At 73.8% G+C, this 20,714-nt stretch carries 26 protein-coding genes; 16 read left to right on the top strand and 10 right to left on the bottom strand.

From position 1 onward, the window contains the following. Positions 1-68: 68 nt before the first annotated feature. Positions 69-923 carry a hypothetical protein gene (locus RM555_RS11875; protein ID WP_311411783.1) on the top strand — a complete coding sequence of 285 codons (855 nt, stop codon included), beginning with the start codon at positions 69-71 and terminating at the stop codon, positions 921-923. Between the two features lie 37 nt (positions 924-960). On the opposite strand, the gene RM555_RS11880 is transcribed toward RM555_RS11875, so the two are convergent. The 3 genes from RM555_RS11880 to RM555_RS11890 are packed head-to-tail and all read right to left on the bottom strand — an operon-like array spanning position 961 to position 3,825. Continuing rightward, positions 961-3,018 carry an amylo-alpha-1,6-glucosidase gene (locus RM555_RS11880; RefSeq protein ID WP_311411784.1) on the bottom strand — a complete coding sequence of 686 codons (2,058 nt, stop codon included), beginning with the start codon at positions 3,016-3,018 and terminating at the stop codon, positions 961-963. Further along, positions 3,015-3,395: an SCP2 sterol-binding domain-containing protein gene (locus RM555_RS11885; RefSeq protein ID WP_132230750.1), complete on the bottom strand. Its 381-nt coding sequence runs from the start codon at positions 3,393-3,395 to the stop codon at positions 3,015-3,017. The genes RM555_RS11880 and RM555_RS11885 overlap by 4 nt, the downstream gene beginning before the upstream one ends. Positions 3,396-3,450: 55 nt before the next feature. Next, positions 3,451-3,825, bottom strand: coding sequence for a DsrE family protein (locus RM555_RS11890; protein ID WP_121400033.1), 375 nt, complete (start codon positions 3,823-3,825; stop codon positions 3,451-3,453). A 12-nt stretch (positions 3,826-3,837) separates the two neighbouring features. Here RM555_RS11890 and mtfM point away from each other — a divergent pair, with 12 nt between their 5' ends. Together mtfM and RM555_RS11900 are read left to right on the top strand one after the other, a co-directional pair. Next, positions 3,838-3,942: a small membrane protein MtfM gene (gene mtfM, locus RM555_RS11895; protein WP_030327764.1), complete on the top strand. Its 105-nt coding sequence runs from the start codon at positions 3,838-3,840 to the stop codon at positions 3,940-3,942. Further along, the gene (locus RM555_RS11900) at positions 3,939-4,532 is read left to right on the top strand and encodes an FABP family protein (protein ID WP_311411785.1); all 594 of its coding nucleotides are present in this window, start codon (positions 3,939-3,941) and stop codon (positions 4,530-4,532) included. The genes mtfM and RM555_RS11900 overlap by 4 nt, the downstream gene beginning before the upstream one ends. 15 nt (positions 4,533-4,547) lie before the next feature. On the opposite strand, the gene RM555_RS11905 is transcribed toward RM555_RS11900, so the two are convergent. Then, positions 4,548-5,396, bottom strand: coding sequence for an aminotransferase class IV (locus RM555_RS11905; RefSeq protein WP_311411786.1), 849 nt, complete (start codon positions 5,394-5,396; stop codon positions 4,548-4,550). Between the two features lie 70 nt (positions 5,397-5,466). Here RM555_RS11905 and RM555_RS11910 point away from each other — a divergent pair, with 70 nt between their 5' ends. From RM555_RS11910 to RM555_RS11925, 4 genes are all read left to right on the top strand, one after another. Further along, positions 5,467-5,895 (top strand): Fur family transcriptional regulator, encoded by a 429-nt coding sequence (locus RM555_RS11910; protein ID WP_132230754.1) that lies wholly within the window; start codon positions 5,467-5,469, stop codon positions 5,893-5,895. Continuing rightward, complete coding sequence (ygfZ, locus tag RM555_RS11915) at positions 5,892-7,004, top strand: CAF17-like 4Fe-4S cluster assembly/insertion protein YgfZ (RefSeq protein ID WP_311411787.1); 1,113 nt, start codon at positions 5,892-5,894, stop codon at positions 7,002-7,004. The genes RM555_RS11910 and ygfZ overlap by 4 nt, the downstream gene beginning before the upstream one ends. 101 nt (positions 7,005-7,105) lie before the next feature. Continuing rightward, entirely contained in the window at positions 7,106-7,948 is an 843-nt protein-coding gene (locus tag RM555_RS11920) for a BKACE family enzyme (RefSeq protein ID WP_311411788.1), read from the top strand. A 96-nt stretch (positions 7,949-8,044) separates the two neighbouring features. Then, a complete protein-coding gene (locus RM555_RS11925; RefSeq protein ID WP_311411789.1) occupies positions 8,045-9,004 on the top strand; it encodes an asparaginase in 960 nt (319 codons plus the stop codon). An 80-nt stretch (positions 9,005-9,084) separates the two neighbouring features. On the opposite strand, the gene RM555_RS11930 is transcribed toward RM555_RS11925, so the two are convergent. From RM555_RS11930 to RM555_RS11940, 3 genes are all read right to left on the bottom strand, one after another. After that, positions 9,085-9,939, bottom strand: a complete 855-nt coding sequence (locus tag RM555_RS11930; RefSeq protein ID WP_311411790.1) for a sulfotransferase family protein — start codon at positions 9,937-9,939, stop codon at positions 9,085-9,087. Between the two features lie 287 nt (positions 9,940-10,226). After that, positions 10,227-11,024 (bottom strand): alpha/beta fold hydrolase, encoded by a 798-nt coding sequence (locus RM555_RS11935; protein WP_132230759.1) that lies wholly within the window; start codon positions 11,022-11,024, stop codon positions 10,227-10,229. A 106-nt stretch (positions 11,025-11,130) separates the two neighbouring features. Next, on the bottom strand, positions 11,131-11,772 hold the full coding sequence (locus tag RM555_RS11940) for a GNAT family N-acetyltransferase (RefSeq protein WP_311411791.1): 642 nt from the start codon (positions 11,770-11,772) through the stop codon (positions 11,131-11,133). A 165-nt stretch (positions 11,773-11,937) separates the two neighbouring features. Here RM555_RS11940 and RM555_RS11945 point away from each other — a divergent pair, with 165 nt between their 5' ends. The 5 genes from RM555_RS11945 to RM555_RS11965 all read left to right on the top strand — a co-directional run bounded on the left by RM555_RS11945 (position 11,938) and on the right by RM555_RS11965 (position 15,328). Then, positions 11,938-12,555 (top strand): helix-turn-helix domain-containing protein, encoded by a 618-nt coding sequence (locus RM555_RS11945; RefSeq protein ID WP_396888739.1) that lies wholly within the window; start codon positions 11,938-11,940, stop codon positions 12,553-12,555. Continuing rightward, a complete protein-coding gene (locus RM555_RS11950; protein WP_311411792.1) occupies positions 12,552-13,310 on the top strand; it encodes a hypothetical protein in 759 nt (252 codons plus the stop codon). The genes RM555_RS11945 and RM555_RS11950 overlap by 4 nt, the downstream gene beginning before the upstream one ends. A 70-nt stretch (positions 13,311-13,380) precedes the next feature. Further along, the gene (locus tag RM555_RS11955; protein ID WP_151452982.1) at positions 13,381-13,695 is read left to right on the top strand and encodes a DUF2516 family protein; all 315 of its coding nucleotides are present in this window, start codon (positions 13,381-13,383) and stop codon (positions 13,693-13,695) included. After that, complete coding sequence (locus tag RM555_RS11960) at positions 13,692-14,579, top strand: alpha/beta fold hydrolase (protein WP_311411793.1); 888 nt, start codon at positions 13,692-13,694, stop codon at positions 14,577-14,579. The genes RM555_RS11955 and RM555_RS11960 overlap by 4 nt, the downstream gene beginning before the upstream one ends. 11 nt (positions 14,580-14,590) lie before the next feature. Next, positions 14,591-15,328 carry an alanyl-tRNA editing protein gene (locus tag RM555_RS11965; RefSeq protein WP_132230765.1) on the top strand — a complete coding sequence of 246 codons (738 nt, stop codon included), beginning with the start codon at positions 14,591-14,593 and terminating at the stop codon, positions 15,326-15,328. Positions 15,329-15,340: 12 nt separating this feature from the next. On the opposite strand, the gene RM555_RS11970 is transcribed toward RM555_RS11965, so the two are convergent. After that, entirely contained in the window at positions 15,341-15,967 is a 627-nt protein-coding gene (locus RM555_RS11970; RefSeq protein WP_311411794.1) for a CGNR zinc finger domain-containing protein, read from the bottom strand. Positions 15,968-16,033: 66 nt separating this feature from the next. On the opposite strand from RM555_RS11970, the gene RM555_RS11975 reads away from it, so the two are divergent. Next, on the top strand, positions 16,034-16,483 hold the full coding sequence (locus tag RM555_RS11975; protein WP_311411795.1) for a VOC family protein: 450 nt from the start codon (positions 16,034-16,036) through the stop codon (positions 16,481-16,483). A gap of 21 nt (positions 16,484-16,504) precedes the next feature. Here RM555_RS11975 and RM555_RS11980 read toward each other — a convergent pair whose 3' ends face one another. After that, positions 16,505-17,200 carry a nucleotidyltransferase domain-containing protein gene (locus tag RM555_RS11980; RefSeq protein ID WP_311411822.1) on the bottom strand — a complete coding sequence of 232 codons (696 nt, stop codon included), beginning with the start codon at positions 17,198-17,200 and terminating at the stop codon, positions 16,505-16,507. A 76-nt stretch (positions 17,201-17,276) separates the two neighbouring features. On the opposite strand from RM555_RS11980, the gene RM555_RS11985 reads away from it, so the two are divergent. Continuing rightward, positions 17,277-18,191, top strand: coding sequence for an SDR family oxidoreductase (locus tag RM555_RS11985; protein ID WP_311411796.1), 915 nt, complete (start codon positions 17,277-17,279; stop codon positions 18,189-18,191). On the opposite strand, the gene RM555_RS11990 is transcribed toward RM555_RS11985, so the two are convergent. Continuing rightward, positions 18,182-19,168: a helix-turn-helix transcriptional regulator gene (locus RM555_RS11990; RefSeq protein ID WP_311411797.1), complete on the bottom strand. Its 987-nt coding sequence runs from the start codon at positions 19,166-19,168 to the stop codon at positions 18,182-18,184. The two genes, RM555_RS11985 and RM555_RS11990, sit on opposite strands and share 10 nt — an antisense overlap. 149 nt (positions 19,169-19,317) lie before the next feature. Here RM555_RS11990 and RM555_RS11995 point away from each other — a divergent pair, with 149 nt between their 5' ends. Further along, the gene (locus tag RM555_RS11995; protein WP_311411798.1) at positions 19,318-19,854 is read left to right on the top strand and encodes a VOC family protein; all 537 of its coding nucleotides are present in this window, start codon (positions 19,318-19,320) and stop codon (positions 19,852-19,854) included. Beyond that, a complete protein-coding gene (locus tag RM555_RS12000) occupies positions 19,847-20,650 on the top strand; it encodes a MerR family transcriptional regulator (RefSeq protein ID WP_311411799.1) in 804 nt (267 codons plus the stop codon). The genes RM555_RS11995 and RM555_RS12000 overlap by 8 nt, the downstream gene beginning before the upstream one ends. Positions 20,651-20,714: the final 64 nt, after the last annotated feature.

Here is a 20,714-nt window from a genome sequence, read left to right on the forward strand (position 1 = left end):
TCGCCTTCCCAGGTGGCGGGCCGCGACCGTCTCCGGGCACGGTCGACCGGCGTGACACGATTGCCCCCGTGAACGGCGTGGAAGCGGCGGGGCAGGCCCCGCCTACCGGTCCCGGTCGGCCGGCGGCCCCCCGACGGTGGCTGCCCTGGCTGGTCGCCGGCACGGTGGCGTGGGCGGTGCTGCTGGCGGCGCTGACCTGGCTCTCGGTGCGCAACGATCCGCCGACCGTCCGGGAGCAGCGCACCCTGACCGAGGCCGGTGGCGTCGTCGACCGCGCGGTCGGCGCACTTGTCGCGGCGGCCGGCGACACCGCCGTGCTGACCCCACCGGTGGTCGATCGGGGCTGCCGGGTCACCCCGTTCGCCGCCGGCGCCGACCTGTCGCGCGGGGTGGACGTCTTCGTCGCGGCGGGCGGGGAGGCGACGCTGTTGGAGCAGGTCGCCGGCCGGCTGCCGGCAGACTGGCGGGCCGGGGTCCGGGTCACCTCGGACGGTCCCCGGTTGCGCGGCGACGCGGGCGAGTTCGTCACCGTCTCGGGCGGGGTCGCGGGGGACGGCCGGGTCCGGCTGACCGTCGACACCGGCTGTCGGCCGGTGGGCGACGGCTACGACGTACCCGCGACCGGTGCCGCCGGCGCGGAGGCGGACGCCCTGGAGGAGGCCCTGCGGGCCCTCGGGGCTCCGGCCGGTCCGGCCCTCCCGGTGGTCACCGCGCCCTGCCCCGGCGGCGGCACCGCCCGCTCCGCGCGCTCCGCCGGTGTCACGGCCCCCGCGTCCCCGGCCGCCGCCCTGGCCCCCGTCACCCGCCGTCCGGTGCTGGACGACCCGCAGGCGTACGCCTACCGTCGTGGCCCGGTGACCGTCGTCGCCGACCTCTCGGGCGACCGGGTCGTCGTCTCGGCCAGCACCGGCTGCCCTGCCTGACCCTTGGGTCAGTGGCCGCCCTGCCTGACCCCTTGGGTCAGCGGCCGCCAGGGTGGTCGTGCGGGGCGCGGCTGCGGCCCAGGGCGTCGACGTGGCCCCAGCGGCCGGGGATGTCGAGCAGCTCGATCCGCCCTATGCCCTCGGGCACGGCGGGGTCGATGATCAGGTGGTCGCCCTGCGGCTCCAGGCCCAACATCACCCGGAGCAGCAGCAGCGGCGTGCCCGCCGACCAGGCCTGCGGGCTGCACGCGGTGGGGTACTCCACCGGGTAGTCGGTGAGGTCCCGCTCGTAGCCGGCGAAGGCCTCCGGCAGCCGCCCGCCGAAGAACGGGGACGCGGCCAGCATCGCCTTGCAGATCTGCCCGGCCTCCCGGCGGAAGCCGTACCGCCACAGCCCCCAGGCGATGATCGAGTTGTCGAACGGCCACACCGTCCCGACGTGGTAGCCGACGGGGTTGTAGCGCCCCTGGTCGTCGGCGAGGGTCCGGACGCCCCAGCCGGAGTAGAGCCGCGGCCCCATCAGGTGTTCGGCGATCCGACCGGCCCGCGACTCGTCGACGATGCCGCTCCACAGCAGGTGCCCGATGTTGGAGGTGAGGGCGTCCACCTGCCGGCCGTCGGCGTCCAGGGCGAGCGCGTAGTACCCCCGTTCCGGGATCCAGAAGTCCCGGTTGAACCGGAGCTTCAGCTCGGCCGCCTCCCGCTCCAGCCGGTCGGCATACGCGGGGTCGCCCCAGAACTTCCGGGCCAGTCGGGCGCCGCGGATCTTCGCGTCGTACGCGTAGCCCTGGAGTTCGCAGGTGGCGCGGGGGAAGCCGGGGAACCGGCCGTCGCGGTACGAGATCGCGTCCCAGGAGTCCTTCCAGCACTGGTTCGCCAACCCGGTGTCCGGGTTGCGGGTCTGGTACCAGAGGTAGCCGGTGCCGAGCAGGTCCCCGTACGTGTCGATCCAGGCGAGGGCGGCCCGGGTCTGGGCCTCCAGTCCCCGTACCAGCCTGTCGTCGCCGGTCCACCGCTCGTACTCGTCGAGCAGGATGACGAACAGCGGCGTCGAGTCCGCCGAGCCGTAGTACGGCGAGTGGGGCTGTTCCTCGAAGCCCGCCGTCTCGCCGTAGCGCAGCTCGTGCAGGATCTTGCCCGGCTCCTCGTCCCGGAAGTCGTCGATCCGGTGCCCCTGGAGGCCGGCCAGCATCATGAGGGTCGGCGGGATCAGCTCCGGCAGGAACGGCACCACCTGGAGCGAGGTGATGATGCTGTCCCGGCCGAACAGCGTCATGAACCACGGCAGGCCGGCGGCCACCAGGCGTACGCCGAGGGTGATCGACTCGTAGCGCAGCGCCGCCAGGTCGTTCAGGCTCTGCCGGTACGCCCCGGCCAGCGGCTGGCAGTCGCAGCCGAGCTTCGGCGCCCGGGCGACGAGTTCGTCCTGCTCGGCCCGGATCGCGTCCGGGCCGCGACTGCCCCCGTACTGCGGGAGGTTGGCCCGGATGTCCTCGCCGCGCGCGCCGTAGACGACGGTCGACACGTGCAGCCGCGTCGTCCACTCGCCGCGCGGGCCGACCCGGACCCGGTAGGTCATGCCGGAGACCTCGATGTGCGCGGGCACGCTGGTGTGGATGACCGTCTCGCGGTGGAACCTGTCCCGGCGGTAGGTCAGGCGCAGCTCGTTCTCGCCGACGGTGGCGGTGGAGTGGCCCTCCTTGCGCCGGACGTGCTTGATCTCGAACAGGTCCGCGAAGTCGGAGCCCATGTCGAGGTGGACGACGAACTCCATCTCCTCGCCGGAGTGGTTGAGCAGCGTCAGCTCCTCCTCGAAGCTGCCGCCGATGGCCCGGCTCCGGATCATCGAGACCTTCGCGTCCAGGTAGTGCGTCGGTTCGCCGGGCACGAGGAAGAAGCGGGTGCGGAAGGACTCCGCGGTGTCGACGGAGAGGGCGTGCAGCCGTTCGCCGTCGAGGGTCAGCAACCAGGTGGAGAGGTGCCGGGTGTCGAACGAGAAGAGCCCGGTCGGGAAGTCGAGGGACGGCTCGATGTCGCCGCGGCTGTCGCTGACCAGGAAGGTGTTGCCGTCCAGGATGCTGACCAGTTCCTTCACGGCAGCCGCCCGGCCTGTCTGCGGGCGACCGTGCGGGGATCCCGGGTGCCGGGCGGGTCGGGGAAGAACCGGTGGAACAGCAGGAAGAGCACGACGTCGCCGCTGAAGCTGCTCTCGTTGCGCAGCACCGACGAGATCGCCTGGGCCCGGCCGGTGACGAGCCGGTCGAACAGGTCCGCGCTGGTGTACCAGATCGCGTCGGCGGGCCCCCGGTCGCGGCTCACCTCGATCTCGCCCGGACGAAGGCGGACCAGCCAGTGCACCGTCTGGCCGCCCTGCGCGAGATCGATCTGCATCGTCCCGCTGACCGGGCTGACCAGCACCTCGGGGGCGCGCGCCGGCAGTGATTCGAAGAATCGCTCCGTCGCCTCGGTCACACTCGAATCGTAGGCATCTGTCCGACCTGCCGGGCCGGTATCGGCCCGGCGGCGGTCAGTAGACCAGGGCCTGGGCCCCTTCGGCCGTCGCCTCCTCGACGAAGACCGCGGCGCCGGCGATGCGGACGCCCGGCAGCACGTCGTCCGGCCCGATGTCCCGCCGGGCGGCGCACTGCGTGCAGGCGGTCACCGTGCCGGTGGTCAGGATCACGTGCAGCAGCTCGGCGAGTGGGGCCGAGTGCGGCAGCTCGAACTCCTGCGCGCGGCCGGGCAGCGCGAACCAGGTCGACTCCCCGGTCAGCCAGAGCGACACGTGCAGCCCGGCGGCGGCTGCGGTGGCGGCGACGGTGAAGGCCTGGGCACACCGCTCCGGGGCGTCCGCGCCGGCGGTGGCCTTGACGACGAGAGTGCGGGCCATGGGGCCCAGCATAGGATGGTCACGATGGTTACCGAGATCGGGTTCGTCAGCCTGCTGGTCGCCGGCCTGGGCGGGCTCGCCGGTGGCCTGGTCTACCTGGCCGTACGCATATCGAGAGGACGCTGGTGAGCGACGAGAACCCCCTGCAGCCACCGCCGTGGCTGAACGCGCCGCCGGTCGATTCGTATCCCTACGAGGAGAGCCACGACCTGCGCGTCGGCCCGAAGCTGCATCCCACGCTGGACGGCCTGCTGCCGTACGTCGGGGTGTGGCGCGGCCGGGGGCGGGGTGGCTTCCCCACCATCGAGGACTTCGACTTCGCGCAGGAGATCCGGATCAGCCACGACGGCCGGCCGTTCCTGTTCTACGAGTCGCGCGCCTGGCTGCTCGACGAGCAGAGCCGCCCGGTCCGCCCGGCGGGCCGCGAGGTCGGCTGGTGGCGACCGGTGATGGACGGCGACCGGGCCACCGACGAGCTGGAGGCGCTGATGAGCGTCCCCACCGGCGTGATGGAGCTGCACATCGGCAAGCGCAAGGGCACCCAGATCGAGTTCGTCACCGACGCGGTGGTCCGCACGGCGACCGCCAAGGAGGTCACCGCCGGTCACCGCCTCTTCGGCATCGTCGAGGGCGCGCTGCTCTACGCCCAGGAGATGGCGGCCGTGGGCCACTCCCTCTCCCCCCACCTCTCCGCCCGCCTCACCCGGGTGGCCGGCTGACCCTCCTTCCGGGGGTCACGGGCGGGGAAAGCCCAGGAGCGCCTGGAGGGCGGGGGTGTGCGCGCAGCGGCGCAGCGGGACGGCGTCCAGGGTGCGGATCTCCGCGAGGCCACGGACGGACGAGCTGAGCCAGACGCCGTCGGCGGTACGCAGCTCGGCCGGGGTGACCAGGCGCTCCTCGGCGCGCAGACCGAGCGCGTGGGCGTGCGCGAGGAGCCAGGCGGCGGTCACGCCCGGCAGGATGCCGGTCTCGGCGGCGGGCACCGTGCAGAGGGTGTCACCGGCCAGCCAGACCAGGTTGGCCGTGGGCCCCTCCAGCGCGTACCCGTCGGAGGAGACCCAGAGCGCGTCGTCCACGCCGGCGCGGGCGGTCCACCGGCGGGCGGCGGTGCTCACCGCGTACGAGATGGACTTGACCCCGGCCGGCAGCCAGTCGAGTTCGGCGCGGGCGCGCGCCGCGACGCCGAGCGGCAGGGTCGCCACGGTGATCCCGTGCCGGCGTGCCGCCCGGGTCGCCGCCGGTACCTCGCCCAGCGTGGCGTAGCCGGTGGGCGAGGTGCCGTCCTCCGGGCCCCGGGTGCAGACCAGGCGCAGCGCCCCCTCCACCTCGACGGGCCAGCCGGCGCGGACGGCGTCCAGCAGTTCGACCAGCACCTCGGCGGCGGGCAGCGTCAGGTCGATGGCCGCCGCCGCCCGGGCGAGCCGGGCCAGGTGCGCGTCGCGCAGCCACGGCCGCCCGTCCCGCAGGTGCATCGTCTCGAAGAGCCCGTCGCCGTGCAGCACGCCCCGGTCGTCGCCGCGCAGCACCGGCTCGCCGGGCGGTACCAGCCCGCGGCCCGGCACGGCGATCCTCGACGCCACCATGACCGCCGAGCCTAGCGGCGGGCCGGACGACACCGGCGGCGCGCGTGGCGGGGCGAACTATGATCGGACGGTGTCCGAATCCTCCCTCGCGGAAATGCTCCGCGCCCGTGGGCTACGGCTGACGGCGCAACGGCAGTTGATCCTCCAGGCCGTGCTGGACCTGGGGCACGCCACTCCGGAGCAGGTGCACACCGCCGTCCGGGAGGTGGCCGCAGGGGTCAACATCACCACCATCTACCGCACGCTGGAGCTGCTGGAACGGCTCGGCCTGGTCACCCACACCCACCTCTCGCACGGCTCGCCGACCTATCACGCGGCCGGCGAGGACCAGCACGTCCACCTCGTCTGCCGGGGCTGTGGCGCGATCGACGAGATCGATCCGGAGCTGCTGCGCCCGCTGGCCGACCAGTTGGCGAGCCAGCGCGGGTTCCGGGTGGACATCGGCCACGTCTCGTTCTTCGGCCTCTGCGTCCGCTGTGAGAACGGGGACCGGAAATGATCGACATAGCGGGCGCGGTGAGCGTCGAGAGCATCGACGAGGCCAGCCGCGACCAGCCCGAGCCGGCGCACGCGGCGGCCGGCGTGCGGGGCGTGGCGGCGCACTACGGCGACCCGATGCGCGAGCAGCGCACCCTCGACACGGCGGTCGGCCTGGTCGACCGGTCGCACCGGGGCGTCGTCGCGGTGCCGGGCGAGGAGCGGATCGGCTGGCTGCACACCCTCACCAGCCAGCACCTGGCACAGCTCACCGCCGGCCAGGGCACCGAGCTGCTGGTGCTCTCCCCGCACGGGCACGTCGAGCAGCACGCCATGGTCGCCGAGGACGGCATCACCACCTGGCTCGACACCGAGCCGGGCGCCACCGCCGGCCTGCTGTCGTACCTGGAGCGGATGCGGTTCTTCAGCAAGGTCGAGCCGCGCGACGTGACGCCCGAGCACGCGCTGCTCTCCCTGGTCGGGCCGGAGGCGCCCGCCGCGGTCGAGACGCTCGGCGCGACCGGGCTGGCCGCGCCCGACGTGGTCGCGGTGCCGGGCCCGAAGTTCCGCTCCGGCGAGCTGCCGCCCCGGCCGACCGCGCTGTACGACGTGCGTCCGCTGCCCGTGGGCGGCTGGGCCCGCCGGGGCCCGCTCGGCGTGGACCTGCTGGTGCCCCGGGCCGCGATGGAGCAGGTGGTCACCCAGCTGCGGGGCAACGGGGTGCCGGTCGCCGGGCTGTGGGCGTACGAGGCGGTGCGGGTGGCCGCCCGACGGGCCCGGGTCGGGGTGGACACCGACCACCGGACCATCCCGGCCGAGGTGGACCTGGTCGCCCCGGCCGTGCACCTCGACAAGGGCTGCTACCGGGGCCAGGAGACCGTGGCCCGGGTGCACAACATGGGCCGGCCGCCGCGTCGGCTCGTACTCCTGCACCTGGACGGGGTGACCACCGACCAGCCGCCGGTCGCCGGCACGCCGGTGACCCTCGACGGCCGGGCGGTCGGCTTCGTCGGCACGGCCGTGCACCACCACGAGCTGGGGCAGGTCGCCCTGGCCGTGGTCAAGCGCAACGTCGCCGACGACGCCCGCCTCCTGATCGGCGAGACCGCCGCCGCGATCGACCCGATGTAAGGAAGGGCACCTTCTTAACGCCTGCGGTAGAGGAAGGTGCCCTTCCTAACGTCTGATCAGGGGCGTCGACCGGTCTGAGCGGGGCGTCTAGGATCGCCGGCATGACGACAGGGACGTTGATCACGGTTGCCCCCACCGGCGCGGAGTCGGCCAAGGCCGAGGTGCCGGCGCTGCCGGTGACGCTCGACGAGCTGCTACTGACCGCCAAGGAGTGCGAGGCGCTCGGCGCCGCCGTGATCCACGTCCACATCCGCGACGACGAGGCCAGGCCCACCCTGGACCAGGGGCGGCTGCGGGAGACCGTGACGGCGCTGCGGGAGAGCACCGACCTCGTCGTGCAGCTCTCCTCGGGCGGCGCGGTGACCGACCCGGAGGCCGACCGGCTCGCCGTGCTCGACGCCGGGCCGGACATGGCCTCCTGCACGATGGGCACGCTCAACTTCGGTGACGACGTCTTCCTCAACCGGTGGGAGTTCATCGTCGACCTGCACACCCGCATGCAGGAGCGCGGCATCGTGCCCGAGTACGAGATCTTCGACCTCGGCCACCTGACGGCCCTGCAACGGCTGCTCGGCAAGTACGGCCTGCCGGCCGGCGGGCACGTGCACGTCGACTTCGTGATGGGCGTACCGGGCGGCATGCCGGGCACCACCCCGGCGCTGGTCGCCGCCCACCAGGCACTGCGCGACCTGCCCGAGGGCACCACCTTCTCCGCCACCGGCATCGGCCGCAGCACCATCCCGGTCATGCTGGCCTCGCTCTCGGCCGGCGGGCACCTGCGGGTCGGCATGGAGGACACGGTGACCTACGCCAAGGGCCGCCCGGTCGAGTCCAACATGCAGCTCGTCGCCCGGGCGGTCGGCTTCGCCCAGCTCGCCCAGCGGCCGCCGCTGACCACCGCCGAGGCGCGCGGGCTGCTCGGCGTGCCGGCCGCCGGGCGGTAAGCGGCGACCCGGGCCGGCACTGCTGTACACCGGGTCGTCGACGACCTGCTCACCCGCCCGCCGACCGCTGCCGGCGGTGCCGGTACCGTCCACCCTGTGGGAAAGACGTACGAGGGCGGCGCGCCGCTCGCCGAGGTGGTCCGGTCGGGGTTCGTCGAGGGCGTGCACCGGGGCTCGGTGGTGGTGCTCGACGCCTCGGGGCAGACGGTGGCCGGCGCCGGGGACGTGACCTCGCCGGTCTTCCCGCGCTCGTCCAACAAGCCGATGCAGACGGTCGGGATGCTCCGCGCCGGGCTGACGCTGGCCGACCCCGCCGACGTGGCGCTGGTCTCGGCCAGCCACGCCGGGGAGGAGTTCCACCTGGCCCGGGTCGGGGCGCTGCTCGCCCGCGCCGGGCTGGACGAATCGGCCCTGCACTGCCCGCCGGACCTGCCCGTGGGCGACGAGGCGCGGACGGCCGTGCTGCGGGCCGGCGGCGGCCCCACCCGTACGCAGATGAACTGCTCCGGCAAGCACAGCGGGATGCTGCTCACCTGCCTGGCCGCCGGCTGGCCGCTCGACGGGTACTGGCGTCCGGAGCACCCGTTGCAGCAGCGGCTGCGGGACGCGGTGGAGGAGTTCACGGGCGAGCCGGCTGCGGCGGTCGGGGTGGACGGCTGCGGCGCCCCGGTGCTCGCCGTCTCGCTGATCGGCCTGGCCGGGGCGTACCTCCGGCTCGTCTCGGCGGAGCCCGGCACCGTGGCGCGGACGGTGGCCGACGCGATGCGCGCCCACCCGGACCTGGTCGGCGGCACCAGGGCCGAGGACAGCCGGCTGATGCGGGGTGTGCCCGGGCTGCTCGCCAAGATCGGCGCCGAGGGGGTCGTCGCGGCGGCGGTGCCCGGGGTCGGCGCGGTCGCCATCAAGATCGACGACGGCGCGGGCCGCGCCCGGATGCCGGTGCTGGTCTCCGCCCTGCGCCGCCTCGGGCTGGACGCGCCGGTGCTGACCGAGTACGCCGAACTGCCGCTCTTCGGCGGCGGCCTGCCGGTCGGCGCTGTCCGGCCCCTCTGGTAGCCGTTTCGCCCGTCGTCGCGGCGTTCACCGGGCGGTCGAGGGGCGCGCCGCGGCGTCGTCAGGGTGGGGGGCCAGGGTCGTCACTCGTATCCCATGGCCGGGACGACCTTGCCGAGTGCTCCTTCGATGAACTCGCGGGTTTCGTCGTCGAACTGGTCGTCGCGCTGCGCCAGCTTGTGCGCCTGGAACGTCGAACGGGTGTCGAAGTCGTCGACGCCGAGCCGCTCGAACAGGGCGCGGCGCTGCCCGGGCCAGTCGGCTGCGAGATCCTCCGCCTTCACCTCGACGTATCGCCTGCCCGTCAGGTCGACTCTGTCCTTCCAGGTGAGCCACCGATCGTAGATCGGCTTGAGGTAGGCGAGCGCGCCGTCGACCGTGGCCGGCGCCCATGGCTGGGCCAGGTGGGATGCGAGCACCGACACCGGGTGACGCTTGATGTGCACGATGGTCGCCTCGGGGACCAGTTCCCAGAGGAACTCCATGCACAGCAGGTTGAACGGCGTCTTCTCGCACCAGGTCGGCTTGCCCGCGTCGGCGGCTGCTCCGCCGAAGATGGTGTCGACCAGGCTACGCAGGATTCCGAGCAGTTCGCCCCGGTCGCTGAAGTACCTGGGAACCACCCGCCGGCGGCTCAGCGGCGCGAACGGTCCGGCAGGACGGTCGGCGTTGCCGAAGCCTTCGGCGGGCGCAGGTTCGTCGAAGGTGTACGCGATCAACTGCGGCCAGAGCTGTTCCACCGCGTCCCGGTAGCGCCGCTCGCCGACCAGCTCGGGAACGGTCTTGCCGCGATCGTCGCGCCGGCCGGGCACCCGTACGGTGAGGAAGTCGCTCAGCCGGTGCAGGGCGTCCTCACCGACGGTGGGGTCGTATCGACCGGTGAGCGCGTCGGCCAGGTCCCGCAGGCCACCCGGGTCGACGAGGAACCTGGTCTCCATGGGAATCCGGTGGATCAGCGGATGTTCGCCGATGATGTCGGCGAGCCGTGACGTTCCCGAACGACCCGTCCCCGCAACGAAGACGGGTGAGGGGGAAGGAGACATGGCGAGCAGTCAAACTCCCAGCCCGGCGCCCGTGCAATCCATTTATCCCCTTCACCCGTTGGGTACGGGCCGGGAGGCTGGCCGGCTGATCGGCAAGGACCGCCTCCGCTCCGAGCCTTGCGGGCGTTCGGCCGGCGCGCCGCCCACCTCGAACCTCGCAGAGGCGGACGACGGGACGGGTGTCAGGGCAGGAAGTCGAGCAGGGCGGCGTTGACCGGGGCGGGTCGCTCCAGCGGCAGCAGGTGGCCGGCGTCGGGCACGTCGGGCAGGCGGACAGCGTCGGGCGCCTCGGCGGCGATCCGGTCGGCGAGGCGGCTGATGTCGGGCACGTCGGCCGCGCCGGCGCCGACGAGGACGGGCATCCGCAGCTCGTGGAGGCGGCCGATCGCGGGCGGGTCGAGTTCGGCGACGTCGACCGCGCTGAGCGCCAACTCGGCGGCGAGCGCCCGCTGGTCCATCTCGCGGGCGAAGGCGAGCAGCTCCGGGTCGACGTCGGCGGGCTCGCGGCCCGGGCCCACCACCCAGAAGCGCACCTCGCCGGCGGCGCTGGCGGCGAAGTCCTCCGGGTCGACCTCGCCCACCAGGCTCTCCCAGAGGTCGTTCGCCTCGTCCGACCATTCGTGGCCCGAGGCGGCGGTGCCGAGGAGGGCGAGCGCGCTCACCCGCTCCGGGTGGGCCAGCGCGGTGTCGATGGCGACGGCGCCGCCGAACGAGCAGCCGACCAGGGCGGCCCGGGGGAGGTCGAGCGCGTCGAGCAGTCCGGCCACGTCGTCGTGGTGGGCGAACGGGGTCGGCGGCAGCTCGGAGTCCCCGTAGCCGCGCAGGTCGAGGGCGATCACCCGGTGCCGCGCGGCCAGCGGGCCGACCTGCTCCCGCCACATCCGCCGGTCCGCGATGCCGGCGTGCAGCAGGACGACGGGCGTGCCGCTGCCGGTGTCGTCGTACGCGAGCAGGGCGCCGTTCACCTCGATCTTGGTCACTGCGGCAAGGTACGCACCGGGAGACCGGGGCGCAACCGCCTTGCGCCGGCGCGGGCGTCGGGCGAGCGGTCCCAGGCGCGACCGCCGGGTGGTGCGGGAATCCTGGTCAGCGGCCGAACATCGGCAGGCAGGCCGCCACGCCGTGGACCGTCGCCGCCGGCCGCTCCTGCCGGCGCCACTTCGCGCGGGTGAGCCGTAGGCGATCGGACACGAGGGCCTCGTCACCGCGGGCGTCGACGGAGATGCCGTCGTGCTCGTAGCCGAGCTTGCGGGAGACCCCCTGGGACGAGTGGTTGTCCTGGAAGACCTCGGTGAGCGCGGCCTCGGCGCCGAGGTGGTCGAAGGCCAGCGTGAGCAGGCCGGCGCGGGCCTCGGTGCCGTAGCCCCTGCCCTGGTGTTCGATCCCGAGCCACGACGACGTCGTGACCTGCCGGACGACCCGGAAGTCGCGTGCGCCGAGCGTGACCACGCCGAGCGGATGCCCGAGCCGGAAGACGCCGAGCCCGAGCCGCCACGCCGAGTCACTCCAGTCTCCCAGCCGGCCCCAGTGCCCCTGCAACACGGCGCGCGCCCGATCCTCCGGGCCGCCGTCGGTCCACGGCGTCAGGAACGGGCGTTCGTCCGGGCGGTGCACGCCCCGGCCCGCGAGATGCGCGAGTTCCGCCAGTTCCTCCTCGCGGGGCAGGCGAAGTTCAAGTCGTGGGGTGGAGATGGTGAGGCCGTACAGGGGCCACAGGTCGGCGAGCACGGGCTCGATCGTGACGATCGGGACCGCCGTGACGCCACCGGTTTACCGACGGCGACCGGCCCGCCGCACCCGGCGCGGGCGTGGCCGGGTCGGCGGGATGAGACGTCGCTAACTCTGGTTAGCATTCTGCTTGCAGGAGCTAGCAGGGCGCGTTAGCGTCGGGCCATGGCCACTGGTAAGGACCTTCCCGACGTCGGCGGGTTCATTCGCGACCTGCGCCGCAACGCGAAGATCTCGCTGCGGCAGCTCGCCGAGCAGGCGGGGGTCAGCAACCCGTACCTCAGTCAGATCGAGCGCGGTCTGCGCAAGCCGAGCGCGGAGGTGCTCCAGCAGCTCGCCAGCGCGCTGCGCGTCTCCACCCCCGCGATGTACCTGCGGGCGGGGCTGCTCGACGACAAGGAGGGCCAGGGCGTGCTCGCGGCCATCTCCGTCGACCCCGACCTGACCATGGCGCAGAAGCAGTCGCTCACCCAGATCTACGAGACGTTCCGCCGGGAGAACGCGCGGCTCGCCGAGGCGACCGCGGCGGCCACCGGCGCGACGCCCACCGCCGGCACCGCCGCCGGCGCGGGCACGCCGGATCCCGTCGAGGCCGCGCCCGACCTGGCCAACCTCGCCGCCACGGGCCCCACCACACCGGAGGGCACCCCGACCGAGGCCGTGCTGGAGTCGGTCGCCGTCACCGAGGCCGGCCCCGCCCCCGCACCGATCGACACCCCCGAGAAGAAGGCCGCCCGCGACGCGGCCCGGAAGGCCGCCGACGCGGCCGAAGAGGAGAAGTGATGACCCAGCCGAAGACCAGCCGCATCCCGGCCCCGATCTACGCCGCCGCGGGCGCGGGCGAGCTCGCCCTCCAGCAGCTGCGCAAGCTCCCCGCCGTGGTGACCGACCTCGGCACCAAGGTCGTCGCCGACCTGGGTGGCAAGGCCGTCGTCACCGGCGTCGAGCTGCGCCAGAAGGCCAACGACACGCTGCGTACGGCGAACCTGACCGCCGAGGGCCTCCGCGAGAAGGCCGTCCCGGCCGAGCTGGACCTGAAGCGCCTGCGCGAGGCCGCCGACCTGGAGCGGCTGCGCGAGGTCGCCGACCTCGACCGGCTCCGTGCGCTGGCCACCCGCAACGCCGCCGTGGTGGTCGCCGGCGCCCAGGCCGCGCAGGAGCGGGCGCAGGCCGCGTACGTCGCGCTGGTCGCCCGGGGTGAGCGGGTCGTCGGGGCCGGCGTGCTGGAGGCCGCCGAGACCGTGAACGCCGACATCGAGGCGACCGGGGCCGGGGCCGTCGCGAAGCCGGCCGCCGTGCGGTCCGTCACCGCCGACGTGCCGACCCCGGCCGTGACCACCGACGTGCCGACCCCGGCGGTGACCGACGAGGTGCCGACCCCGGCCGACGTGGCCGAGGTGCTGGAGGCCAAGCCGGCCGCCGCGAAGAAGGCGACGACCCGGGCCACCAAGGCCGCCAAGGCCGCCGCCGAGCCGACCGCCACCCCGTCGGCGAAGCTGCCCCGGGCCACCAAGCGGACCCGCCCGGCCGCCGAGTAGTTCGTTCCGCCGGTGACCCCGGATGCGTCCTGTCGGCCGTATCCGGGGTCACCGGCATAAGCTTGCCGACATGGCCTACGCCGCGCCGCTCTTCGCCTTCGATGTTCGCTACGTGATCGAGCTGATCCTGCTCGTCTTCGCGTTGGTCGTGCAGGGCATCGCCCTGGTGCACGCCATCACCCAGCGTTCCGACGCCTTCTCCGCCATCGGCACCCTGCCCAAGGGCGGCTGGATCGCGATCCTCGCCGTCTGCCTGGTGCTGACCCTGCTCGGCTTCGGCCCGATCAGTCTCTTCGGGCTCGTCGGCATCGCCGCCGGCCTGATCTACCTGCTCGACGTCCGGGTGGGGCTGCGCGACCTGAGCGACGGCAAAGGCTTCTGGTGAGGGGTTTCCGCTGGCCGCCCCCGCCGGACGGCGGGCCCCGCACCTGGGGGCCGGGCCCGGGCGCCCCGCGTACCGGCCGGCCGGCCCTGCCGGAGCCGGACACCGAGCTGGTCGCCACGCCGCACGGCGTACATCTGGAGCAGCTCGTCACCGGCGCGGGTGACCCGGTCACGGTGTTCGCCCACGGGCTGGGCAACGGCATCGCCACCACCCGGCCGTTCGGCAGCGGGGTGACGGGCCGCAAGCTGTTCTTCCAGTTCCGCGGGCACGGCCGCTCCGACGCGCCGCCCGGCCCGTGGAGCTACCTGGACCTCGCCCGCGACCTGCGCGCGGTCGCCGACCTCGGCGGCGCCACCCGGGCCTTCGGCGCCAGCCTCGGCGCGGGCGCGCTCTGCCGGCTGCTCGCCGAGAGCCCCGAGCGCTTCGAGCGACTCGTCGTCTTCCTGCCCGCGGCGCTCGACCGGCCGCGCGGCGAGGTCGCCCGGGCCCGGCTGACCGCCCTGTTCGAGGCCGTGGAGAGCGGCGACGCCGCCGCCGTGGCCGACGTGGTCCAGGCCGAGCTGCCGCCCGCCGTACGCAACACCCCGGCCGGCTGGGCCTACCTGCGCCAGCGCCTCGACCAGCTCCTGCGCGACGGGCTCGCCCCGGGGCTGGCGAGCCTGCCCGAGCAGGCACCCCTGCGCGACGCCGGTTCGCTGGCCGCCGTCACCGCGCCGGCCCTGGTGATCGGCTGTGCCGGCGACGACCTGCACCCGGTCGAGGTCGCCGAGCAGCTCGCCGCCGCGCTGCCCCGGGCCACCCTGCACGTGTACGACCGGCCCGGCGTCCTCTGGACGGAACGCGCCGACCTGCGAAGCCGGATATCCGCCTTCCTGAACGAGTAACGTGCCCTGACATGGGCGTCACACACCACGGTCGTACGCACCGGCTGGACCTCGCCGATCCGACACTGCGGGAGTGGGAGTGCACGGTGCTGCACGCCGATCCCGAGCAGGGCATCGTGCTGGACCGGTCGGCGTTCTATCCGGGCGGTGGCGGGCAGCCGCCGGATCACGGCGTACTGCTCTGGCAGGGGGTGCAGACCCGGATCGCCGGCACCCGTAAGGGCGACGACCTCTGGCTGATCCCGGTCGAGGGCGACCCGTTGCCGCCGGCCGGCACGGCGGTCACCGGTGCGGTCGAGGACGACCGGCGCACCCGGCTGATGCGGACCCACTCCGGGCTGCACGTGCTCTGCGGGGTGGTCTTCCGCGACTTCGGCGCGCTCGTCACGGGCGGCAACATGGAGCCGGGCGAGGCCAGGATGGACTTCAACCTGCCCGAGGTGCCCTCCGACTTCAAGAGCCGCATCGAGGAGCTGGTCAACGCCGAGGTCGCCGCCGACCGGGCGGTGGCCGTGCGGGTGCTGCCCCGCGACGAGGCGCTCGCCCTGCCCGACATCATCCGTACCCAGTCGAACCTGATCCCGCCGGAGGAGCAGGAGGTGCGGATCGTCGACATCGTCGGGCTGGACGTCCAGGCCGACGGCGGCACGCACGTCGCCTCCACCGCGCAGATCGGCAAGGTGCAGGTGGTCAAGGTGGAGAGCAAGGGGCGGGCCAACCGTCGGGTCCGCGTACGCCTGGCGGACTGAACCCGCGCGGGGTCAGTCGGCGGCGCGGCGGGCCCGCAGCGAGCGGACCTTGTGCCGGTTGCCGCAGCGCTCCATCGCGCACCAGCGCCGCCGGCCGGGGCGCGAGGTGTCCACGAAGACCAGGTAGCAGTCGTGCGTGGCGCATTCGCGGACGCGGTCGCGGTGCGGGCCGGTGAAGAGGTCGACGGCGTCCCGGGCGATGGTGGCGAGGGCCTGCCCGCCGCGGGCCGGCAGCGCCCAGCGGCGGGTCCCGTCGGCGGTGAGCTGCGGTGCCAGCGGGGCGCCGGCCGCCAGCCGGTTGAGGGTGGCGAGGTCGTCGGGCGTGGCGTCGAAGTCGGCCGGATCGGCGGCCGGCGGCCGGGCCGCGGTGCGTACGCAGACCAGCCGCCACAGCGCGTCCCGTAGCCGTCGGGCGGCGGCCAACTCGTCGGCGGTCACCTCCACCCGCGCCGGGTCGAGGCGCAACCGGGACAGCGCCAGCCAGTCGGCGAGGTCGCCGGGGCGGTGCAGCACGTCGTAACGGGCCAGCGCGCCCGGGCCGCCGGTGGTCAGGAACTCCAGGCAGAGCGCACCGGGGTCGAAGAGGTAGCGGGTGCCCTCCGGCGAGGTCAGGGTGAGTCCGCTTGCGGCGTCGATCACGTAACCACTATAACTGGTTACGGCGGCGGGCCGCGCTGGCGGTCGCCGGACACCGAGGAGGACGCCATGGCCGTGGAATGGAAGCTCGTCGTCGACTGCGCCGACCCGAACGCGCAGGCCCGGTTCTGGGCCGCCGCCCTGGATTACGCGATCGAGGACAACGGGGTGCTGATCGAGCGCCTGCTCGCCGGCGGCGCGATCGGGTCGGAGGCGTACCTCGAGATCGACGGCCGCAAGGCGTGGCGGCAGTTGGCCGCCGTGCGCCACCCCGACGACCCGGTCGACCCGGCCAGCGGCACCGGGCTGGGCCGCCGGCTGCTGTTCCACCACGTCCCCGAGCGCAAGCAGGTCAAGAACCGGCTCCACGTCGACCTGCACGTCGGCCCCGCCGAGCGGGAGGCGACGGTGAGGCGGCTGGAGGGCCTCGGCGCCACCGTGCTGCGCGAGGTGGCCGACTTCGGCAGCGTGCACACCACCATGGCCGACCCGGAGGGCAACGAGTTCGACGTGCAGTGACCCGGACCGGGGGTGGGCGGGTCAGGGCGTGGCGCGACCGGGCGGCAGGTGGGCGGCGCGCACGTCGAGCAGCCAGCGTTCCACGGCCGCCTCGTCCGGGCGGTCCGGCAACGGGGTACGGATCCGGTCGAAGTCGCGTTCCGCCTCGGCGATCAGGGCCCGTGCCTCGGCCAACCCGCCGCCCGCCACCCGCTCGCCGAAGCTGCGGAACCACTCCGGGTCGGCGAGCCGGATCTCCAGCACGCCGGTGGCGTAGAGCAGCCGGCCCTGGTGCACCAGCCGGGCCAGGTGCCGGGCGTGCTTGGCGGTGCGCCGCCGGGTGTCGGCCGAGAACGTGCCGTCGCCCCGGGACTCCAGCTTGCGGAACTGCTGGCCGGCGTAGCCCAGGTAGGCGTCGCGGACGCGGGGCGCGCTGAGGAACGCCGAGCGGATGGCGACCAGCCGGTCGCCGAACTCCGTACGGGTCTCGTAGCAGTCCTCCGGCAACCAGGCCAGCTCGGTGGCGGTCGGGTTGCCGCTCAGCGCCAGGCGGCACCACTTCGCCGCCTCGTGCAGGGTGATGTCGGGATCGGTGGTCACCACCGACTCGCGGGGCGGGCGCAGCCCGTGGAAGGCGACGGTGGGCGCGGCGAAGACGCCGATCCGGTCGACGTCGGAGCCCGGCCCGGCCAGCCCGTACGCGACCGAGCCGACGATCCCGGAGAGCAGCAGGTGCATGCCGGCGAGCATGACGGACGACACGGCTTCGCGAAACCGGACTTCGGCTGTCAGGTATCGCTGACAGGCTCGCCGCATGACGAAACCGCTGACAGGAAAGACCGCGCTCGTCGCCGGGGCGACGCGGGGCGCCGGCCGGCAGATCGCGGTGCAGCTCGGCGCCGCCGGCGCCACGGTCTACGCCACCGGCCGCAGCAGCCGGGCCGGCCGCTCCGAGATGGACCGCCCGGAGACCATCGAGGAGACCGCCGAGCTGGTCACCGCCGCCGGCGGCACCGGCATCGCGGTCCGGGTCGACCACCTCGTTCCCGACCAGGTCCGTGACCTGGTCGCCAGGATCGACACCGAGCAGGGCCGCCTCGACGTGCTGGTCAACGACATCTGGGGCGGCGACCCCCTGACCACCTGGGAGAAGCCGGTCTGGGAGCAGCCGCTGGAGGCCGGCTTCCGCAGCCTGCGCCTGGCGATCGACACGCACGTCGTCACCGCCCACTTCGCCATGCCGCTGCTGATCCGCCGCCCCGGCGGCCTGGTCGTCGAGGTCGGCGACGGGACGAAGGCGTACAACGACGACCACTACCGGCTGTCGGTCTTCTACGACCTCGCGAAGACGTCGGTCAACCGGCTCGCGTACATCTGGGGGCACGAGCTGAAGCCGCACGGCGGCACCGCCGTGGCGCTGACACCGGGCTGGATCCGGTCCGAGGCGATGCTGGAGCACTTCGGGGTCACCGAGGAGAACTGGCGGGACGGCGCCGCCAAGGATCCGCACTTCCTCATCTCGGAGACCCCGGCCTTCGTCGGGCGCGCGGTCGCCGCGCTCGCCGCCGACGAGGACCGGGCCCGCTGGAACCAGGCGTCCGTCTCGGCCGGCGAGCTGTCCCAGGTGTACGGGTTCACCGACGTCGACGGCAGCCGGCCGGACGGGTTCCGCTACATCACCGAGGTGGTGGAGGCGGACAGACCGGCCGACGTGACCGGCTACCGCTGAACGGGCGCGACCCGGTAGACCGCGGCGGACCGCCTGGCGGCGTCGACCATCAGCTCCCGCAGGTCCGGCGGGTCGAGCACCTCCACCTCCGGCCCCAGGGACAACAACTGGGGGTACGCGACGTCGACGGACTCGACGGGCAGGCGGGTCACCACCCACCCCTGCCCGTCGGGCTCGCCGGCCGCGGCGAGCGCCTCGTCGTACGCGAAGGGGGCGTCGGCGACGAAGCGGAGCCGGCGCAGGCCGACGGGGCTCAGCCGCACCGTGACCTTGGCCCGGAGCATGCCGCGTAGGAACTCCTCGGCCTGCTCCCGCCAGTAGCCGGCCAGGTCGAAGCCGGCGTCCCGGTCGAAGGTCGCGGTCCGGGCCCCGACGTGGGTGACCCGGTCCACCCGGTACGTGCGGTACGCGCCGCCGACCCGGCCGACCAGGTACCAGACCCCGCTCTTGAGGACCAGCCCGTACGGGTGCGCCTCCCGTTCGACCTCGCGGTCGCCGCGCCGGTAGCGCAGCTCGACGATCCGGTCCCGCCACACCGCGCCGGCCAGCTCGGTCAGCCACGGCGGTGGCCCGGACTCCCGGAACCAGCCCGGCACGTCCAAATGGAAGCGCTGTCCGGTGCGCACCGGCGCGTCGCGCAAACTCGGCGGGAGTGCGGCGAGCACCTTCAGCTCGGCCGAGGCCACCGCGTCGGCGAGCCCCATGTCGCCCGCCGGGCCGGGCAGCCCGGCCAGGAAGAGCGCCTCCGCCTCGTCCCGGGTCAGCCCGGTCAACCGGGTCCGGTAGCCGCCGAGCAGCCGGTAGCCTCCCGCGCGGCCCCGGTCGGCGTAGACCGGCACCCCGGCGGCGGAGAGCGCCAGCACGTCCCGGTAGACGGTCCGCTCGGAGACCTCCAGCTCCCGTGCCAGCTCCGCCGCGGTCATCGTCTCCCGCGCCTGGAGCAGCAGGACCAACGAGATCAACCGGGCCGCCCGCACGTATCCATCCTGCCGTGCCAGCTCGACGTCCCCAGCCGGCGGTCCGCCTACTCGGTGTACCGCGGCCACGACGTTGGTCGCGGCCAGCGGTAGGACCGGCACCGACACGGCTTGACCCTCACGCTGCGTAAGGCCCCAAGGTGGGGTGCATGAGTGACTACTACGACGCTTTCGAGATCAGTCCCGTGCCCGATCCCGGCCCGGACGCGGTCGCGCCGGAGCCGTTCCGGGGGATCTACGGGATGCCCGCATTCGTGACGATCCCCACGAGCGACCTGGCGGCGTCGGTGGACTTCTGGACTCGTGGGCTCGGGTTCTTCGAGCTGTTCAGCATCCCCGGCACGCTCGTGCACCTGCGCCGGTGGGCGTTCCAGGACGTACTCCTCCGCTCGGCGGAGAGCGTCCCGGCGCAGGCACCCGCGATGAGCTTCAGTTTCTCGGGCGTGCTCAGCCAGATCGATCCCCTCGTCGAGGCGTGTCGTGCGTTGCGCCCGGACTCGGTCGACGGCCCACGGGACACTCCCTGGAACACCCGCGACGTGGAGGTGATCACCCCCGAGAACGCACGGATCGTCTTCACCGCGGCGAAGCCCTTCGACCCGGCCAGCCAGGAGGCGCGGAACCTTGAAGCCATCGGGATCACCCCACCGGGCGGCGGTCGCGGCGACAATGAGGAGCATGCCTGATGCCACCGACGCCGATGGCCTGACCGTCGGCCAGGTCTCGACGCGTCTGGGCGTGACGGTCCGCGCGCTGCACCACTGGGACGACATCGGTCTGGCGCGACCGTCGCTGCGCACGATTGCCGGCTACCGGCTCTACACCGCCGGCGATCTGGAACGCCTGCACAGCATCCTCGTCTACCGGGAGATCGGGTTCGGCCTGGACAGCATCCGGGCCATCCTGGACGACTCGACAGCGGACGTGCCCGGCGCACTGCGCGCGCAGCGCATCCAGGTTGCCCAGCGGATCGACCGCCTCCAGCAGCTCAGCGCCGGCCTGGATCGCATGATCGACGCCCACGAGCGCGGCCTGCTGCTCACCGTCGAGCAGCAGGCCGCGATCTTCGGCCCCGAGTGGGACCCGGACCGGCACGCCCAGGCCCGTCACCGCTACGGAGACACGACGCAATGGCAGCAGTACGCCGAACGCGCAGCCTCTCGCAGCCCGGAGGAATGGCAGGCCGTCGCCGACAGCGTTGCCGACCTCGACCGTGCCCTCGGCGACGCGATGGACGCCGGGGTCACCCCTGGCAGCCCGGAGGCGAATCGACTCGTCGAGCGGCACCGCGAGGTCTTCTCCTCGTACTTTCCCCTCACCAGGCAGATGCAGGTCTGTCTCGGCCGCAGGTACGAGGCCGATCCGGCATTCGCCGCCCACTACGACGGCATCCGTGCCGGCCTCACCACGTGGTTCCGGCAGAGCATCGACGCCAGCGCACGCGCCCACGACATCGACCCCGACACCGCCACCTGGCAGTAGAGCGCGGGGCCGGAGGCCCGCCGTCAGTCGGCCGGCTGCGATCACCCTGATGACCGGGTACAAC

It is taken from the genome of Micromonospora reichwaldensis (assembly GCF_031845925.1).
Lineage (GTDB): Bacteria > Actinomycetota > Actinomycetes > Mycobacteriales > Micromonosporaceae > Micromonospora > Micromonospora reichwaldensis.

Bases quoted from the DNA above. Each gene is read 5' to 3' on its own strand.
- RM555_RS11985 (WP_311411796.1), top strand. From the start codon at position 17,277: ATGACGAAACCGCTGACAGGAAAGACCGCGCTCGTCGCCGGGGCGACG.
- RM555_RS11905 (WP_311411786.1), bottom strand. From the start codon at position 5,396: ATGGTGGCGTCGAGGATCGCCGTGCCGGGCCGCGGGCTGGTACCGCCC.
- RM555_RS11955 (WP_151452982.1), top strand. From the start codon at position 13,381: ATGGCCTACGCCGCGCCGCTCTTCGCCTTCGATGTTCGCTACGTGATC.
- mtfM (WP_030327764.1), top strand. From the start codon at position 3,838: ATGGTTACCGAGATCGGGTTCGTCAGCCTGCTGGTCGCCGGCCTGGGC.
- RM555_RS11965 (WP_132230765.1), top strand. From the start codon at position 14,591: ATGGGCGTCACACACCACGGTCGTACGCACCGGCTGGACCTCGCCGAT.
- RM555_RS11995 (WP_311411798.1), top strand. From the start codon at position 19,318: ATGAGTGACTACTACGACGCTTTCGAGATCAGTCCCGTGCCCGATCCC.
- RM555_RS11945 (WP_396888739.1), top strand. From the start codon at position 11,938: ATGGCCACTGGTAAGGACCTTCCCGACGTCGGCGGGTTCATTCGCGAC.
- RM555_RS11980 (WP_311411822.1), bottom strand. From the start codon at position 17,200: ATGCACCTGCTGCTCTCCGGGATCGTCGGCTCGGTCGCGTACGGGCTG.
- RM555_RS11920 (WP_311411788.1), top strand. From the start codon at position 7,106: ATGACGACAGGGACGTTGATCACGGTTGCCCCCACCGGCGCGGAGTCG.
- RM555_RS11975 (WP_311411795.1), top strand. From the start codon at position 16,034: ATGGCCGTGGAATGGAAGCTCGTCGTCGACTGCGCCGACCCGAACGCG.
- RM555_RS12000 (WP_311411799.1), top strand. From the start codon at position 19,847: ATGCCTGATGCCACCGACGCCGATGGCCTGACCGTCGGCCAGGTCTCG.
- RM555_RS11930 (WP_311411790.1), bottom strand. From the start codon at position 9,939: ATGGAGACCAGGTTCCTCGTCGACCCGGGTGGCCTGCGGGACCTGGCC.
- RM555_RS11890 (WP_121400033.1), bottom strand. From the start codon at position 3,825: ATGCTGGGCCCCATGGCCCGCACTCTCGTCGTCAAGGCCACCGCCGGC.
- ygfZ (WP_311411787.1), top strand. From the start codon at position 5,892: ATGATCGACATAGCGGGCGCGGTGAGCGTCGAGAGCATCGACGAGGCC.